The sequence below is a fragment of the Rhodococcus sp. IEGM 1406 genome, from assembly GCF_030056745.1.
GTDB classification, from domain to species: Bacteria; Actinomycetota; Actinomycetes; order Mycobacteriales; family Mycobacteriaceae; genus Rhodococcus_F; species Rhodococcus_F erythropolis.
In genome coordinates this window covers 112,065-127,552 of record NZ_JASHKO010000006.1, presented here as the reverse complement: position 1 = coordinate 127,552, position 15,488 = coordinate 112,065, and the positions used below count along the sequence as shown (strand labels likewise).

15 protein-coding genes and 2 tRNA genes are annotated in these 15,488 nt (G+C 63.6%); 7 read left to right on the top strand and 10 right to left on the bottom strand.

Going from position 1 to position 15,488, the window contains the following annotated elements; all coding sequences use genetic code 11:
* The first annotated feature begins 157 nt into the window (after window positions 1–157).
* The 5 genes from QM596_RS25750 (at window position 158) to QM596_RS25730 (ending at window position 4,608) form a co-directional block, all read left to right on the top strand.
* Entirely contained in the window at window positions 158–1,303 is a 1,146-nt protein-coding gene (locus QM596_RS25750; RefSeq protein WP_153211133.1) for a DNA cytosine methyltransferase, read from the top strand.
* Entirely contained in the window at window positions 1,300–2,175 is an 876-nt protein-coding gene (locus QM596_RS25745; RefSeq protein WP_019746482.1) for a hypothetical protein, read from the top strand. The genes QM596_RS25750 and QM596_RS25745 overlap by 4 nt, the downstream gene beginning before the upstream one ends.
* A gap of 10 nt (window positions 2,176–2,185) precedes the next feature.
* Window positions 2,186–2,590, top strand: coding sequence for a very short patch repair endonuclease (locus QM596_RS25740; RefSeq protein WP_019746481.1), 405 nt, complete (start codon window positions 2,186–2,188; stop codon window positions 2,588–2,590).
* A gap of 10 nt (window positions 2,591–2,600) precedes the next feature.
* Window positions 2,601–3,290, top strand: coding sequence for a DUF998 domain-containing protein (locus tag QM596_RS25735; RefSeq protein ID WP_007731663.1), 690 nt, complete (start codon window positions 2,601–2,603; stop codon window positions 3,288–3,290).
* Window positions 3,291–3,369: 79 nt separating this feature from the next.
* Entirely contained in the window at window positions 3,370–4,608 is a 1,239-nt protein-coding gene (locus tag QM596_RS25730; protein ID WP_069146644.1) for an alpha/beta hydrolase family protein, read from the top strand.
* 1 nt (window position 4,609) lies between these two features.
* Here QM596_RS25730 and QM596_RS25725 read toward each other — a convergent pair whose 3' ends face one another.
* The 10 genes from QM596_RS25725 to QM596_RS25680 all read right to left on the bottom strand — a co-directional run bounded on the left by QM596_RS25725 (window position 4,610) and on the right by QM596_RS25680 (window position 12,537).
* Entirely contained in the window at window positions 4,610–5,788 is a 1,179-nt protein-coding gene (locus tag QM596_RS25725; RefSeq protein ID WP_019746478.1) for a cation:proton antiporter, read from the bottom strand.
* A gap of 34 nt (window positions 5,789–5,822) precedes the next feature.
* On the bottom strand, window positions 5,823–6,452 hold the full coding sequence (locus QM596_RS25720) for a pyridoxamine 5'-phosphate oxidase family protein (protein ID WP_283310238.1): 630 nt from the start codon (window positions 6,450–6,452) through the stop codon (window positions 5,823–5,825).
* Window positions 6,449–7,264: an ABC transporter ATP-binding protein gene (locus QM596_RS25715; RefSeq protein WP_283310237.1), complete on the bottom strand. Its 816-nt coding sequence runs from the start codon at window positions 7,262–7,264 to the stop codon at window positions 6,449–6,451. The genes QM596_RS25720 and QM596_RS25715 overlap by 4 nt, the downstream gene beginning before the upstream one ends.
* Window positions 7,261–8,313 (bottom strand): FecCD family ABC transporter permease, encoded by a 1,053-nt coding sequence (locus QM596_RS25710; RefSeq protein ID WP_283310236.1) that lies wholly within the window; start codon window positions 8,311–8,313, stop codon window positions 7,261–7,263. The genes QM596_RS25715 and QM596_RS25710 overlap by 4 nt, the downstream gene beginning before the upstream one ends.
* Window positions 8,310–9,353, bottom strand: coding sequence for a FecCD family ABC transporter permease (locus tag QM596_RS25705; protein WP_283310235.1), 1,044 nt, complete (start codon window positions 9,351–9,353; stop codon window positions 8,310–8,312). Before QM596_RS25705 ends, QM596_RS25710 begins: the two co-directional genes overlap by 4 nt.
* Window positions 9,350–10,384: an iron-siderophore ABC transporter substrate-binding protein gene (locus QM596_RS25700; RefSeq protein WP_134998571.1), complete on the bottom strand. Its 1,035-nt coding sequence runs from the start codon at window positions 10,382–10,384 to the stop codon at window positions 9,350–9,352. The genes QM596_RS25705 and QM596_RS25700 overlap by 4 nt, the downstream gene beginning before the upstream one ends.
* Window positions 10,385–10,540: 156 nt before the next feature.
* Complete coding sequence (locus QM596_RS25695) at window positions 10,541–11,287, bottom strand: helix-turn-helix transcriptional regulator (protein ID WP_283310234.1); 747 nt, start codon at window positions 11,285–11,287, stop codon at window positions 10,541–10,543.
* Window positions 11,288–11,474: 187 nt separating this feature from the next.
* A tRNA-Arg gene (locus QM596_RS25690) sits at window positions 11,475–11,547 on the bottom strand.
* A gap of 82 nt (window positions 11,548–11,629) precedes the next feature.
* Window positions 11,630–11,721 (bottom strand) — tRNA-Ser (locus tag QM596_RS25685).
* Window positions 11,722–11,817: 96 nt separating this feature from the next.
* The gene (locus tag QM596_RS25680; RefSeq protein WP_113683463.1) at window positions 11,818–12,537 is read right to left on the bottom strand and encodes a dienelactone hydrolase family protein; all 720 of its coding nucleotides are present in this window, start codon (window positions 12,535–12,537) and stop codon (window positions 11,818–11,820) included.
* Between the two features lie 61 nt (window positions 12,538–12,598).
* Between QM596_RS25680 and hisC the strand changes: the two genes are divergently transcribed.
* Window positions 12,599–13,675, top strand: coding sequence for a histidinol-phosphate transaminase (gene hisC, locus QM596_RS25675; RefSeq protein WP_166501654.1), 1,077 nt, complete (start codon window positions 12,599–12,601; stop codon window positions 13,673–13,675).
* A 100-nt stretch (window positions 13,676–13,775) separates the two neighbouring features.
* A complete protein-coding gene (locus tag QM596_RS25670) occupies window positions 13,776–15,470 on the top strand; it encodes a bifunctional metallophosphatase/5'-nucleotidase (RefSeq protein WP_166501653.1) in 1,695 nt (564 codons plus the stop codon).
* Window positions 15,471–15,488: the final 18 nt, after the last annotated feature.

The window sequence follows — 15,488 nt, the reverse complement described above, 5'->3', positions numbered from 1 at the left end:
GATCGGCCCCGAAGATCTCGATGTAAGCCGTTTCACAACGCTTCTTCCGCCAGGAGCACCCCGCAGACCGAATAGTTGGCAAACGGTGTCGGAGTTCTCGAGTACCGTGCTTCTAGGTCGGTTCGTGAGGAAGGGTGCTGTGACGTCGTCGCGGAGCATGGTGGGTTTGTTTGCCGGTATCGGCGGGCTCGAGTTGGGGCTCTCGGAACATGGGTGGAACACCGAACTGCTGTGTGAAATCGATCCGGGCGCCCAGGCAGTTCTCCGTTCGCGTTTCGCCGACGTGCCGTTGCACGGCGACGTCACCAAACTGCGTGCGCTGCCCAGCGACATCGAATTGGTGGCCGCCGGTTTCCCCTGCCAGGACCTCTCTCAGGCCGGCAAAACGGCGGGCATCACCGGCGCACGCTCAGGCCTGGTGGACGAGGTGTTCCGTCTGGTCAAGCGCAAGAAAGGCCCGCGCTGGCTGTTGATCGAGAACGTTCCGTTCATGCTGCAACTCGGCAAGGGCGCTGCCATGCGGCACATCACCGACGCTCTCGAAGACCTCGGATACACCTGGGCATACCGGGTGGTCGACGCCCGCGCCTTCGGACTCCCCCAGCGCCGTCAGCGCGTCATCATGCTTGCCTCGCGCACGGACGATCCTCGCGAAATCCTGTTCGGCCAGGACGCCGGCGAGCGCCTGGGAGGTGATCCCGCGGACTACCCCTGCGGCTTTTACTGGACCGAAGGCACCCGCGGACTCGGATGGGCCGTCAATGCGGTGCCGACGCTCAAGGGCGGCTCGTCCGTCGGCATCCCCAGCCAGCCGGCGGTCCGGTTGCCGTCCGGTGAGATCGTCACTCCCGGCCTCGTCGACGCCGAACGCCTGCAGGGTTTCGATCCCGACTGGACGCTTCCGTCCGTCGAGGTTCCCGGCCTACGCCACAGCCACCGATGGAAGCTCGTCGGCAATGCCGTGAGCGTGCGGATGGCGTCGTGGGTCGGTGGCCGGCTGAACGATCCCATCGCATACGACGCCGCGGGCGAGACGCCACTCGAACCGGGCGACGCGTGGCCGAGTGCGGCATGGGGCCGTAACCGCCAAGCCTTCCGCGTCCACACCTCGACCTGGCCGGTCCAGTACGACTACGAGGATCTGAGTGGCTTCCTCGAGGACACGCGGTTGCTGTCGGCGCGGGCCACAGCCGGCTTCCTCAAGCGCGCACGCATGGGCAATCTTCGGTTCATCCCCGGTTTCATCGAGGACGTCGAAAGCCATCTCGAGCGGATGGGCGGATACCCCGAGGCCGCGGCATGACGGAATCACTGTTCCCCGAACCTGAAACGCTATTCCCCGAACCGCTGTTTTCCGAGCCGGAACACGAACCACTGTGGAGCGCACTGCAACTCGCGGGCGACAAGCCTCCGGCCGACGCCGATCGCGGCGAGAAGAAGAACTACGCCCAGCGACTCTCCAATCAACTGGCACAGACGGTGGCCGACGCTCTGCGTCCGCTGTATCCCAACATCACCCCGACAGCGTCCGGCGAAGGCCAGGAGGCAACCGTTGATGTCGCCAAGGGCCGAAAGCGCTTGGACGTCAAGGCCCTCGACCCCACTCTCGGCCTGATCCTCTGCGTCTCCATCAAGACGTACAACTTCCAGGACTACAGTCCCCGCAGCGGAAAACTTGGACGGTGGACCAAGAACATCGTCCGCAACGACCACGAATTGCGTGGCGAGGCAATGGTTCTGCATCAGCGTCAGCCGTACAGCGTGTTGGTCGCCGTCATGTTCGAGCCGTACGCCACGTGCGACGACGGCGACCCGACCAAGACCAGCGACACCGGCAAATCCTCTTTTGCACACCACGTCACGACGCTCTCGAAGCGCTCGGGCCGGGGCAAGCGCGCGGTGGTCGGCGTTCCAGGAAAGGCCTGGGTGGATCTCGGCGCCGAGGACACCCGCTACGACCTCTTCGAGAAGGTCTACATCGGACTCTACGAACCCGATGGCGCGGTTCGGTTCTTCGACGTCGACGAGCCGCCGCCGCGCAACGGCCGGCCCACCGAAGCTCAGACGCTCTCGTTCACCGACTTCGTGACCGTCGTGCACGGTGAAGTGGAGCGTCGCAACAGGTTTGCGCCCACCTGGTCCGATCCCGAAGACAGCGACGATTCCGACGGCTGAGGGAACCACGGTGCCTGCGACGGATCCTGCCACCAGCGCTCGGATGAGCGCTCAGCGTCGGCGCGACACCAAACCTGAAATTGCACTTCGACGCGAGCTTCATCGGCGCGGACTCCGGTACTTCGTGGACCGGGCGCCTGTCAAAGGTGTTCGCCGACGCGCTGATCTGGTGTTTCCGCGCCGCAAAGTCGCGGTGTTCGTGGACGGATGCTTCTGGCACAGCTGCCCGCAGCATGCGACGTTTCCCAAGAACAACGCGCAGTGGTGGACGGACAAGTTGGCCGCCAACGTGGTTCGAGACCGCGACACCGATGCACGTCTGGCAGAGCAGGGTTGGACCGTCATCCGCATCTGGGAGCACGAAGATCCGCTGGTAGCAGCCGAACGCGTCCAGAAAGCCCTGCTCGGTCCGTAAGCTCGATTTCGTGAAGGAACGCAACGTTGCACGGTGGGGTTTGGTGGCTGCGCTGGCTCTGGGCGGAATCGTCTACTCGTCGTGGATTCTCGAATTTTTCCTCGACACCGGCCTCGACCCGGTGACATCGTTCCTCAGCGAACTCGATGCCGAGAACCAGAAATACCGTGACGTCTTCGGCAATGCCGACGTCCTGTCCGCGATCTTGATGTTGATCTCCGGAGCGCTGGGTCTGCTGATCACGCCCAGGCGCAGGCTCTACGTCACGGGCTGGATTGCACTTGCAGTGTTCGGCATCGCCACAATCGCCGACGCGTCGTTCCCTCTCGAATGCTCGGGCGAGGGCTGCCCGTCGAGCGCACCCGACGGCCTACTTCCGCAGCTTCACCACGTTCACGCATTGACGAGCAGCGTGGCGGTGTTCGCGATCTTCACCGCGATGATCGCATTCACCGTGGGAGCGTTCAGGTATCGCGAACACCCTTCTTTGCGGACGACGGGTCTGACCATTTTGATCCTGACTTCCCTTGCGACGGTGTGGATGTTGACGACCAACAGCATCGAAGTCTCCGGCGGCGGTAATCTCGGACTGGGTATCGCTCAACGCGCACAGGTGTTGGGGATGTCGTTGTGGTTGTGCACCCTGGCATTTGCGATGTCGAGGCCGCCATCCACCGGGCTCCCGGCGTCGCCACGCTGACAGGTTTTCCGGCAACCGATTCGGGCGATCCTGGAACTACAACTGAAAATGGCTGCCCCGAACTAGCGAAGGTGTGCCCATGTCTCTCGCGTCGTCGTTCTTCGCCCATCCACACCAGGCGTTCACTGCCGGTTTCTACCGCAACGAGTCCTTCGACTTCGAGCTAAGAGTCGTTCTCGGGCAAGCCACCTACGGCGCGGCAGATACCGGCGAAGTGCTCTCGGCCATCGCTCATGTCGGCGAGAAAGACCTCGAGGGCTGGTACGAGGCCTGGTTCGACCTCGGCACACGAGTATTCGGGCAGGCCGATGAGGCAGCCGCGGCCGGGCATTCGCGAAGCGCGTCCAACGCGTACCTGCGGGCGGCGTCGTACTTCGGTGTGGCGATCAACGCCGTAGACGGTCTCAGCGACGATTCGGTTCTGGTCCCCACTTTCAAACGTCACCGACAAGCGTGGGACCGCTTCGTCGACACCACCGCCCAGCCCGTCGAACGCGTCCGGATCCCTTACGAGGACACCTACTTGCCCGGGTACTTCTTCCGGCCGCCCGGCGACGTGCGACGGCCGACGTTGATCATGGTGAACGGTAGCGACGGCCCGATCAGCGGACTGTGGGGCAGCGGCGGCGCCGGAGCGCTCGAGCGGGGCTACAACGTGTTGATGTTCGACGGACCCGGTCAGCAGTCGATGCTCTTCGAGCGCAACATCCCGTTCCGTCACGACTGGGAAGCCGTCATCACGCCCGTCGTCGACTATCTCGTGGACCGGCCGGACGTCGATGCGTCGAAGCTGGCGATGTACGGGATCAGTCAGGGCGGTTACTGGGTGCCGCAGTCGTTGGCGTTCGAGCATCGGATCGCGGCAGCGATCGCCGATCCGGGGGTCGTGGACGTGGCCGCGTCGTGGCTCGCCCATATCCCCAAGAACATGCAGAAGCTGCTCGACGAGGGGAAGGCGGAGGCCTTCGACCGCGACATGGCGATGGGGATGAAGTTCTCCAAGGACACCGCCCGGATCTGGCGCTTCCGAGCGCGTCCGTACCTCGCCGACGGCTACTACAACACTCTCGCCGAGGTTCGGAAGTACCACCTCGAACACGTCGCCGGCTCGATCTCCACTCCCCTGCTCATCACCGATCCGGAAGGCGAGCAGTTCTGGCCCGGTCAATCCAAGCGGCTTGCCGCCCTATCCGGCGGACCGACGACGGTGGTTCCCTTTACCGCTGCCGAGGGCGCGAACTTCCACTGCCAGCCCATGGCGAGGCGTCTGACGGATCAGCGAATGTTCGACTGGCTCGACGAGCAGTTGGATCTCTGAATCAGGACACTTTCTCCTTTTTCGTCAAGAGAGTGGCGAGCATCGGCAGCAGTAGAACGGTGATCGCACCGGCCGCGACAAGAATCGACGCGTTGTCCGAGGACATCTGATGCGCGTCGACGGCAGCGCCCGTGACCGCCACGATCATGGGCAGACCGGTAGCCCCGTACAACGCGACTTGCGCACTTTCGCGCGTGGTGAAGGGCGGCTCGACCTTCTCGAACTTGGTCACGAAGAACACCGGCACGCCGCGGACGACAACGATCAGGATCAGAAACGCAATCAGTATGCCGGGACTGGCGGCGACCGCCGAGACGTCGATTGCCATGCCTGAAGTGATGAAGAAGATCGGGATGAGGAACCCGAAGGCGATCCCGTCGAGCTTGATCTCGAGGCGCTCGTCGCCCTCTGGCATCAGTCGCCGCAGGATGAAGCCGGCGGCAAACGCGCCGAGAATGACGTCGAGTGAGAACACGGCCGACAGCACTCCGAGGCTGACCAACAACAGAACGGTGAGGCGGACCGTCGTCTGCGCCGTGGTGTCCGCTCCTGCCCGCACCAGCCGATGTGTCCACGAGCCTTCGTGAATCAGCTTGCCGGGCAGCACCGCCACGACGATGGCGATCAAGGCGAAGACGGCAAGAACGATCAGCGACAGGACGGCACCACGGGCACTCAGCAGCACCGCCATCGCGACGACCGGCCCGAGTTCGCCGACGGCCCCGTGATTGAGGACCGTCTTGCCCAAGCGTGTGTCGAGGAGTTTGTTGTCCTTGAGGATCGGCAACAGCGTGCCCAGTGCGGTCGACGTCATTGCGATGGCAACAGCGGCTTCCGCGGAGATCACGTTCCTCATGCCAAGCAGCGCGACCACCGTGAACGCCAACGCGAGGCAGAACAGCCACGTGTAGAGCGCTCGACGTCCGCCGCGCCCACTGAGTTCCTGTCGATCGATCTCGTAGCCGGCGAGCAGGAACAGCATGCCGAGGCCGAGTTCGCGGAGGATTCCGATCGCTTCGCTGTCAGCGGCGATGTTGAGGGCGAACGGCCCGACCACGGCGCCCGCGACCAGTAGCAACACCACTTCGGGAACCAGTCGACGCGGGATCAAGCCCGCGACTATCGGCGCGATGGCCGCGATCAGCGCAATCCAGAACAGCGACGAGGCAATTGAAGGCACGGATCATTATCGGACATAGGTGACGGATCTGCGCTCAGTACAGGTACTTGCGGTACGCCTCCTGCCGAGCCGGCTCCAGATCCTCGACGCGCAGGCTGTGCTGCTCGGCCATCATGTCGCGCAGACTCGGTACGTCATCGGATGCGTGCCACGTCGACGGATCCCACAGCTTCGCCCGCAGAATCGCTCTCGCACAATGCAGATACGCCTCGTCGATCTTCACGATCACCGCAAGCTGCGCCGGCTTGCCGTTCATCGCCATCGAGTCCAACAGATCAGGATCGGTGGACAGAGTCGCCGTGCCGTTGACGCGCACGATCTCGTCGTGCCCGGGCGCGAGAAAGAGGATCCCCACGTGAGGATTTTCGATCATGTTCCGGTACGAGTCAGCGCGCCGGTTGCCCGGACGATCCGGGAGCACGAGCGTCTTCTCGTCAGGAAACAGAACCTGACTGACCAAGTCTCCGCGCGGCGAGCAGTCGCAATTTCCAGCCGCATCGGATGTCGCAAGCACAAAAAACCGTGCTTGCTCGATGAATTCACGGATCAACGGAGTCGTGTAAGCGGTCTGCTTCTCCATGATCGTCGGATGGGGCTGTCCGAGAATCGCATTGAGTTGTTCCACGGATTCGATCCGCCCGCCCGGGGCGTTCGACGCCGTCACGTCAACACGTCGTCGAGAACGTGGTGGCGCCCGAGCGGCAACACCAACGGCTTACCCGAGATGGGGTCGGGGATGATTCGGCTATCGAGACCGAAAACGGTGCGGACGTTGTCGCTCGTGAGCACCTCGGCAGGATCACCCTCCGCGTAGACCCGGCGATCGGCCATGGCGACGAGGTAGTCGGCGTAGCGGGCGGCGAGATTGAGATCGTGCAGAACCATGACAATCGTTGTACCCCGAGTCCGGTTCAGGTCGGTGAGCAGGTCCAAGACCTCAATCTGGTGGCTCACGTCCAAGAAGGTGGTCGGCTCGTCGAGAAGAAGCAGATCGGTTTGTTGGGCGAGCGCCATCGCAATCCACACACGTTGGCGCTGACCACCGGAAAGCTCGTCCACCGATCGTTCGGCCAATTCGGTTGTGTCCGTTGCCGCAAGCGCCTCGGCGACGGCGGCGTCATCCTCGCGACTCCACCTCGACAGCACCCGCTGATGTGGATGTCGGCCTCGGCCGACGAGATCGGCGACAACAATGCCTTCCGGTGCGATCGGTGACTGCGGCAACAGGCCGAGCGTGCGAGCGAGCTTCTTCGCGGGCAGGCGATGAATATCCTTGCCGTCCAGGAGAACATGACCGCTTCGGGGACTGAGTAGCCGCGACATCGACCGCAGCAGCGTCGATTTGCCGCACGCGTTGGCGCCCACGATGGTCGTGATCTTTCCCGGCGGCACCGCGAGGTCGAGCGATTCGACGACGGTCCGTCCTCCGTAACCGAGTTCGAGGTTTTCGGCAGTCAGAGTATGGGATTCGGTCACAGCGAACCTCCCGTTCGGTTGGAGCGAATGATGAGGTAGACGAGATACGGCGCTCCCAGCGCGCCAGTCACCACGCCAACGGGGTAGCGGGTGCCGAAGGCGTACTGTCCGCAGAAATCGGCAACTAGCACCAGCAGCGCTCCGACCAGCGCCGACGGAATCAAAAGTGATGTTCCCGGACCGACGATGGGGGCGGCGATGGGCCCTGACAGAAATGCGACGAAGGCGATGGGCCCCGCAGCGGCAGTGGCAAAGGCGATGAGTCCGACGGCCGCAATGATCGACAGAATGCGCGTTCGTTCCACTCTGACGCCGAGCGCTTGTGCTGCGTCGTCACCGAGCTGGATGGTCGAAAGGTTGCGCGATTGGCTCAGCAGCACCGGTCCGAGGACAACCAGCGCCAGGACCACGGGAACCGTCGAACCCCAGTTGGCACCGTTGAGACTGCCGGTGAGCCAACGCATCGTCTCCTGCAGATCCCACGCGGCGGCGGTACTGAGCAGGTAGGCGGTGACGCTGTCGAGCATCGCGGCGATGCCGATACCGATCAGGATCAGCCGAGTGCCCGCTACACCGTCTCGGAAGGACAGAACGTAGATCAAGACTGCGACGCCCAGACCGACAGCGATGGCGAAGATCGAGACCTGCGAGCCGCCGAGCGAAAGCGAGATGATCGCGAAAGCCGCTGCAGCGCTTGCGCCCGAGCTGATCCCGATGATGTCGGGGCTCGCGAGCGGGTTGCGCAGCATCGTCTGGAACGTGATGCCGCCCAAGCCGAAACAGATTCCGGCGACCACAGCGAGGACAGCGCGAGGCAACCGGAGGCGGCCGACGGTGAACGAGGCACCAGGCACGTTCTCCCCCAGCACGACCCGAAGCACATCTGACGGCGGGTAGAAGGTTTTTCCCACCATCAGAGTGACCGCGAAGGATGCGACGGCGAGGACCGTCAGCACGGCAATCACGATGCGGCGGCGTCTACCTCGTCGGATACGGCTTGCTCCGACTGCGTCGACCTCAACTTCGGGAGTAACGAATGTAGTGGTCACAGCTCACGTATTTTCTGACGGCGGACGATGTAAATGAAGAAGGGCGCTCCGATGAGCGCGGTGATGATGCCGACGTCGATTTCGCTCGGCCGGGCGACAATTCGTCCGAGAATGTCGGCGGCGACGAGAAGGCCGGCACCTGTCAGCGCAGAAAACGGTAGTAGCCAACGGTTGTCGATCCCGATCAGCAACCGGCACAGATGCGGGACAACCAAACCGACGAAGCCGATCGGTCCGGCAATGGCAGTGGCTGCACCGCAGAGCAACACTGCACCGAGCGCTGCCACTGCACGAACCACCGCGACGCGTTCGCCGAGACCTGACGCAACCTCGTCGCCGAGCGCAAGAGAGTTGAGACTGCGCGCTGACAGCAGACAGATCACGAAGCCGACAATGAGGAAAGGCAGACCCTGCCGGATCACCTCGAAACTCGCGCCACCGACGCCGCCGATCTGCCACGAACGAATGTTGCCCGCAATATCGTTTCGCGGCAGCATGATCGCAGTGATGAACGAAGCAAACGCAGCCGATGTTGCGGCCCCGGCAAGAGCCAACTTGAGTGGCGTGGCTCCACCTCGCCCGAGTGACCCGACTACGTGGACGAACAATGCCGCCCCGGCTGCACCGAGTACGGCCACCCAGATCATGCTGGTCTGGGTCCACAATCCGAACCACGCCATTCCGATCACCACGGCGAGCGAAGCGCCCATGTTGACGCCCAGGATTCCGGGATCCGCCAAAGGGTTTCGGGTAATCCCCTGCATCACCGCGCCGGCAAGACCGAGCGCAGCACCCACGATGATCGCGAGCACCGTCCGCGGAATGCGCTTGGCAATCGCACCCTGACCGATGTTGTCGGTGGAACCGCCAAGTGCGGCAACGATGTCGGACCAATCGACCTCACGAGAGCCGATGACGATCGAGGCGCACATGAGCACGGCGAGGACCACGAGAAGGGCGATCAGCCACAGCGAATTGCCGAACGTCGGGCGCCGCGTATCGCTGGCGCCCGACGCCGAATCCTGCGAGGTTACAGTCACTCCGACTTTCCAGCAGCCCCGGCGAGCAGATCGACATAGTCGCCGAGTACCCACGAAATGGCGAGCGGAGTCGGGTTGGCCGCCGTTCCCATCGGCCCGGTTCCGTTGAGGAACACGATCGAATTGTTGGCTACAGCAGGCATCTGCGAGAGCAGCGGGTCAGCCTTGAGTGCGTCGACAAGTGCCTGGTCACCGTAGGTGACGATCAGTTCGACGTCGTCGAAGACGTCCACACGCTCGGCACTGACCTTCTTCGAGAACTCACCACCCGTCGAGGCGTCGGCAACGCTCTTCGGCGTCGAAAGTCCGAGGTCCTCGAAGAACGCGGCGCGTGTGTCGTTCGCAGTGTAGAAGCTGACCTGACTCAGGTCGGCAGTGTCGACGTGCGTCAGGAACATTGTTGCTTTGCCGGCAAGCTGCGGATGTGAGGCAACCTCGTCGGTGATCTCCTGCTCGATGGTGGAGATCAGTTCCTGCCCTTCGGATTCCATGCCGAGGCCCATGCTGTTGAACTTGATGACGTCACGCCACGACGTCGCCCACGGCCCCTCGGGATACGCCACCACCGGAGCGATCTCACTGAGAGTGTCGTAGTCCTCCTGCGTCAATCCGGAGTACGCGGCAAGAATGACGTCAGGGTTCGTATCGGAGACGGCTTCGAAGTCGATGCCGTCGGTCTCGTCGAAGAGCACCGGCGGCTTCGCGCCGAGGTCGTCGAGCTTTTCCTCGACCCACGGCAGCATTCCGTTGCCGTTGTCGTCGCCGAACGTCGCCGCTGCCATTCCGACGGGAACCACGCCGAGAGCAAGGGGCACTTCGTGATTGGCCCAGGCAACGGTGGCAACTCGCTCCGGCTTGGCGTCGATCGTCGTAGTTCCGAAAGCGTGCTCGATCGTGACGGGAAAGGAGCTGGATCCGCTTCCGGCGCTGCCGCCGTCGGCGGTCTCCGAGGAGTCGGAACTGCAAGCTGTCATGCCGAGGGCGACTGCGACCGCTGCTGCGGCCACCGCCAAGAAGCGTTTTGAACGCATGAAAACAGAACTCTCTCGAGAAGGGGTACGGCCCTCAACCCGGCTCAATCGGGCACTTAGGTGAGGTTTGCCTAAACCGTATACGGGAGGGCAATGTGGCGCAATCGCGTGTTTGGGACACCCCCTGTAGCGATCGAGACAAGGTGTGATGGCCGATCAGCTAGCCCGGAACATCCCTGGTGTGGCCCCGGTGGTGCGCCGGAATGCCGCACCGAACGCACTGGTCGAGTGGTAGCCCACGCGCTCGGCAACCTCTTGCAGATCCAAGCCGTGTGCAAGAAGCGTCACCGCCCGTTGGGCGCGCACCGCTGACACCCACTGCCCGAAACTCATCCCGGTCTCCGACCGAAATACCCGGGTGATGGTTCGCGGGCTGACGCCGAGGAGCCTTGCCCAGTCGGACAGCGTTCGCATGTCACTCGGATCGTCACCGATCGCGTCGACGATGGGTTGCAGAAGCGCCGAGTCCGGCACCAGAACCAGCAACTCGTTGGGTGACGGCGCCAGTACGTCGATCACCATCTGCTCTGTGAGCGAGCGCGAAGAGGTTCCGAGTGAATCGTCTGCCAGTCGCTCGAGGAGGTTCCGCAGCAGCGGAGTTACCTCGATCGCCACCGGCACGTCGGACAGAGACGGAACCGATGCGATGTCGAGCTGAGCGGCCCGATACCAGGTTCCGGCGGGCATCCACAGACCGACGGTCGGGGTGATCGTCCACGTGCGCGATCCCACCGTGGCGCTCGACGCTCCTCGCTCGTTCCACAACAATTCGTGGGTCGGGTGCGAGTGCGCCTCCCACCGGGTCTCGCGGGAGACAAGTTCGTCCATGCCCGCGATGACAAAGGGCACCTCGACCGCCCCGGCCGAGTAGACCGGGAGCGTCCGACTGTCGACGGTCTCCAACGGGTTCTCCTCGGTTTGCGCGGCTGCTCCGGAGAAAGCATAGGTCGCGGGGATCGGTTGTTGGTTCCTACGATCGCGAGGGTCACCGACCGAAATTCGCCGAGGTGACGTCACACACATTCAAAAATTGCGAATGCACCACAACAAAAAGAAGGTCACAGACCGGAGTCTGTGACCTTCTTTCTTGTGCGCCCGAAGGGATTCGAACCCCTAACCTCTTGATCCGTAGTCAAGTGCTCTATCCGTTGAGCTACGGGCGCATGTTCTGTTGTCTTGCTGGTCTTGCGTGTCTTACCGTCGTACTTTCTATCATTTCTAACCCGCCGGTCAAAATCACCGGCTTGGCGGAGGCGAGAGGATTTGAACCTCCGGTCCCTCGTAAAAGGGACAACTCATTAGCAGTGAGTCCCATTCGGCCGCTCTGGCACGCCTCCCTGGGGGTTCCGATCCTTTCGGACCGCCGGATCGAAAGATTACACACCCTTCGCCACCAAAGGCAAAACGCGTGGTCAGCGCCCTGATTTGTCGGCTTACCGCAGGTGGCTGTCGAACCAGTCGAAGATCCGGGTCTGAGCTTCGACGATCGAGGCCGAGCCAGGGTCGTCGAGGTCGGCGTCCTCGGACAGCTGTGGCGGCTCGTCCGCCCGGTGAGCCAGTCCGGCGTAGCTGACCACCAGTGTCGCGACGTCGGCCTTGGCGGTCGCTTCCCGGAGCAGAGTCACGTGCTCACGCGGCGTGCTGGGATCGTCCTCGCCGTACAGCGCCAGCCACGGCGCCTGCAGGGAAGTGGCCGCGTCGACGAGTGCCTGAGCATCCACCGACAAGGCTTCGACGATTCCCCGGGCGGCGACGCTCACCGCGGCACCGACGGGACGGCTGGTGGCCACGAGCATCGCGGCGGTCCCGGCGTCGTCGAATCCGAGCACCCCGACGGTGTCCGCGAGAACTTCGCGTCCGACGAGCCAATCGAGGGTCGCGTCGAAGTCGGCGAAGAGGTTGTCACCGAACACCTCGCCCTGCATGTGTTCGGGTTCGCGGTGGAACAGGTGCGGTGCGACGCTCACCCACCCTTCGCCGGCGAGTGCGCACATCAGATTCAGCAGAGCCGGGCTGAACTGGCGGGCTTCATGCAGGACGACGATCCCGCCCCGCGTCGGGCCGTCCGGCTCCACCACCGTCAGCGGAACAGCCGTGGCGACCTCCCCTTCGGCTCCGCGCAGATACGCGGTGGCCCGGAAGATTTCCGACATCTTCTAACTCTGACACGCAGACGGCCGCTACGCACCAAATCGGTGCGCGCATAATCGACTCGTGACCGCACACATTCGCCCCGACCTCGCCTCCATCCCCGCCTACGTTCCCGGACGCAATTTTCCGGGTGCGATCAAGCTGGCGAGCAACGAAACGACCGTAGGGCCGTTGCCCGGTGTGCGTGACGCCGTCGCCGACGCGGTCGCCAATGCCAACCGCTACCCGGACAATGCCGCGGTCGCACTCATCGAGGCGCTGGCCAGCTTCCTGAAAGTCGAACCGGCCAACGTCGCCGCTGGTTGTGGCTCCGTGACGCTGTGCCAGGAACTCGTGCAGATCACCTGCGATCAGGGTGACGAGGTCATCTACGCGTGGCGTTCGTTCGAGGCGTACCCCGTGGTCACCCAGGTCGGCCATGCCGTCTCGGTCAAGGTTCCGCTGACCGAGGACTTCGGCCACGACCTCGACGCGATGCTGGCCGCGATCACGGATCGCACGCGGTTGATCTTCGTGTGCAACCCCAACAACCCGACCGGCAACGCGCTGTCGAAGGCAGAGCTCGAGAGCTTCCTCGACGCGGTCCCGGCGCACGTCGTCGTCGCACTCGACGAGGCGTACTTCGAATACTCACGCTCGGACGCCGACGGCATCGAACTGTTCCGCAGCCGCCCCAACGTGGTTGTTCTGCGCACCTTCTCGAAGGCGTATGGCCTCGCGGGAATTCGCGTGGGTTACGCGGTCGCGGATTCGGAGATCATCGTGGCCCTCGGCAAGGTGCACACCCCGTTCACCGTGAGCGCTGTCGCGCAGGCCGCCGCAATCGCTTCCCTGGCTGCAGCAGACGAACTGCTTGCCCGCACCGAAGGCGTCATCGCCGAGCGGACGCGAGTGCGCAGTGCACTGATCGAAGCCGGGTACACCGTCCCCGAGTCGTCGGCGAACTTCGTCTATCTCCCCCTCGGAGAGCTCTCCCCCGGTTTCGCCGAGGCGAGTACCGAGGCGGGCATTCTGATCCGTCAGTACGGCGTCGAGGGCGTCCGGATGACCATCGGCGATCCACACGAGAACGACGCGTTCCTCGCTTTCGCGAACACCGACGTCGCGAAGCAGGCTGCGGGCATCGGCGTCACCGCGTGACACTCGATACATAACTGTTACGCCGAGGACTGGAATTCGTTTCGGCGGACGGGCACACTCAGGGAGGTTCGAGGCCGGTCCGAGTGAGGGAGCACGACGCATGACGCGACGCATGACACGAACGTGTGCCGTGCTCGCAACGACCCTTCTCGCCACCTCCGCGACCTCCCTGAGTGCCGTCGCCACCGCCGAGTCCCAGGACACGGTGTCGGTACGTCTGTTGGCCTTCAACGATCTGCACGGCAGCCTCCGCCCGCCGGAAGGCATTCGCAGCGAGATCAGGCAGGCCGACGGCTCGCTCACCCCCGCAGGTGGCGCGGCGTATCTCGCGGCATACGTGACGCAACTTCGCAGCCAAGCCACCAACTCGCTGCTGTATTCGGTCGGTGACAACTGGGGATCGTCGGCATTGGAATCGGCGATGTTCAACGACGAACCGACGGTCGAACTGCTGAATCGGATGAAGATCGACGCTTCCGCGATCGGCAACCACGAACTGGACAAAGGGCTCGCCGAGTTCCGTCGTATGCAGTCCGGCGGTTGCTCCGCCGTCGACGCGTGCACGTTCAGTCCGTCCTTCGGCGGCGCCAACTTCCCACTGATGGCCGCGAACATGACGTACACCAACGGCACTCCGGCCACGCTGCCCTTCACCGTGAACATGGTCGACGGCATTCCGCTCGGAGTCATCGCGATTTCCCCCGCCAACACGTCGCAGATCGTGACACCGGGTGGGATCGCCGATCTGCAGTTCGGCGACGAGGTCGAAGCGATCAACCGCACCGCCGATGTCCTCGACTTCTTCGGCGTCAAAGCCATCACCGTTCTCCTGCACCGTGGGGACGAACCGGCCGTCGAAGGTGGGCCCAACGACTGCAACGTCGAGTCCGGCCCGGCCCGCGACATCGCTCTTCGTGCCTCACCGAAGGTGGACGTCATCTTCACCGCCGACAGCCACCAGCAGTACAACTGCGAATTCCCTGATCCCGCAGGCAATCCCAGAGTCGTCATGCAGGGCGCTTCGCACGGCCGGATCGTGTCCGTCGCCGACGTCACCATCGACCGCAACACACGCGAGGTGGTTCGCGATCAGACGTCCGCTTTCAATCAGATAGTGACACACGATATTTCGCCGGATCCCGATATTCAGGCTCTCGCCGACCGGGCCTGGTCGGAGGCGTCGGAAAGCGCTCAGCGACCGGTGGGGACCATCACCGCCGATCTGACACGGGATCGCGTCCCCAGCGGTGAATCGACACTCGGCAACCTGGTCGCCGACGCTCAACTCGCGGCCGGATCGACACGAGGCGCTCAACTCGCGTTGACGAACCCGGGCGGTATGCGCGAGGACTTGGACTTCGGCACTTCCGGCCAGGTCACCTACCGCCAGGCCTACGGTGTTCAACCGTTCGGCAACAGCCTCGAAGTGCTCTCCGTCACAGGAGCGGTGTTGAAGGACGCTCTCGAACAGCAATTCCAGATCGACCTCGACGGCACCGCTACCGAGCGCATCCTCTCCCCGTCCGCGGGCTTCACCTACGCCATGGACCGGCGAGCAGCGCCGGGCTCGCGAATCTCGGAAATGCGCTTGAACGGGCAGGACATCGCCCCCGACGGCGTCTACAGCGTCGTGGTGAACAAGTTCCTCGCCGAGGGCGGGGACGGTTTCACCGCACTGAAGAACTCCACCCAGATGACCGGCGCGGGCAACGACCTCGACGCCTTGACTGCCCTGTTCGCAGCCGGGTCCCCGGTCTCGCCGCCTGCCACCGATCGCATCCGCACCGTCGGCTGAATAGGCATCCCCCCGCTC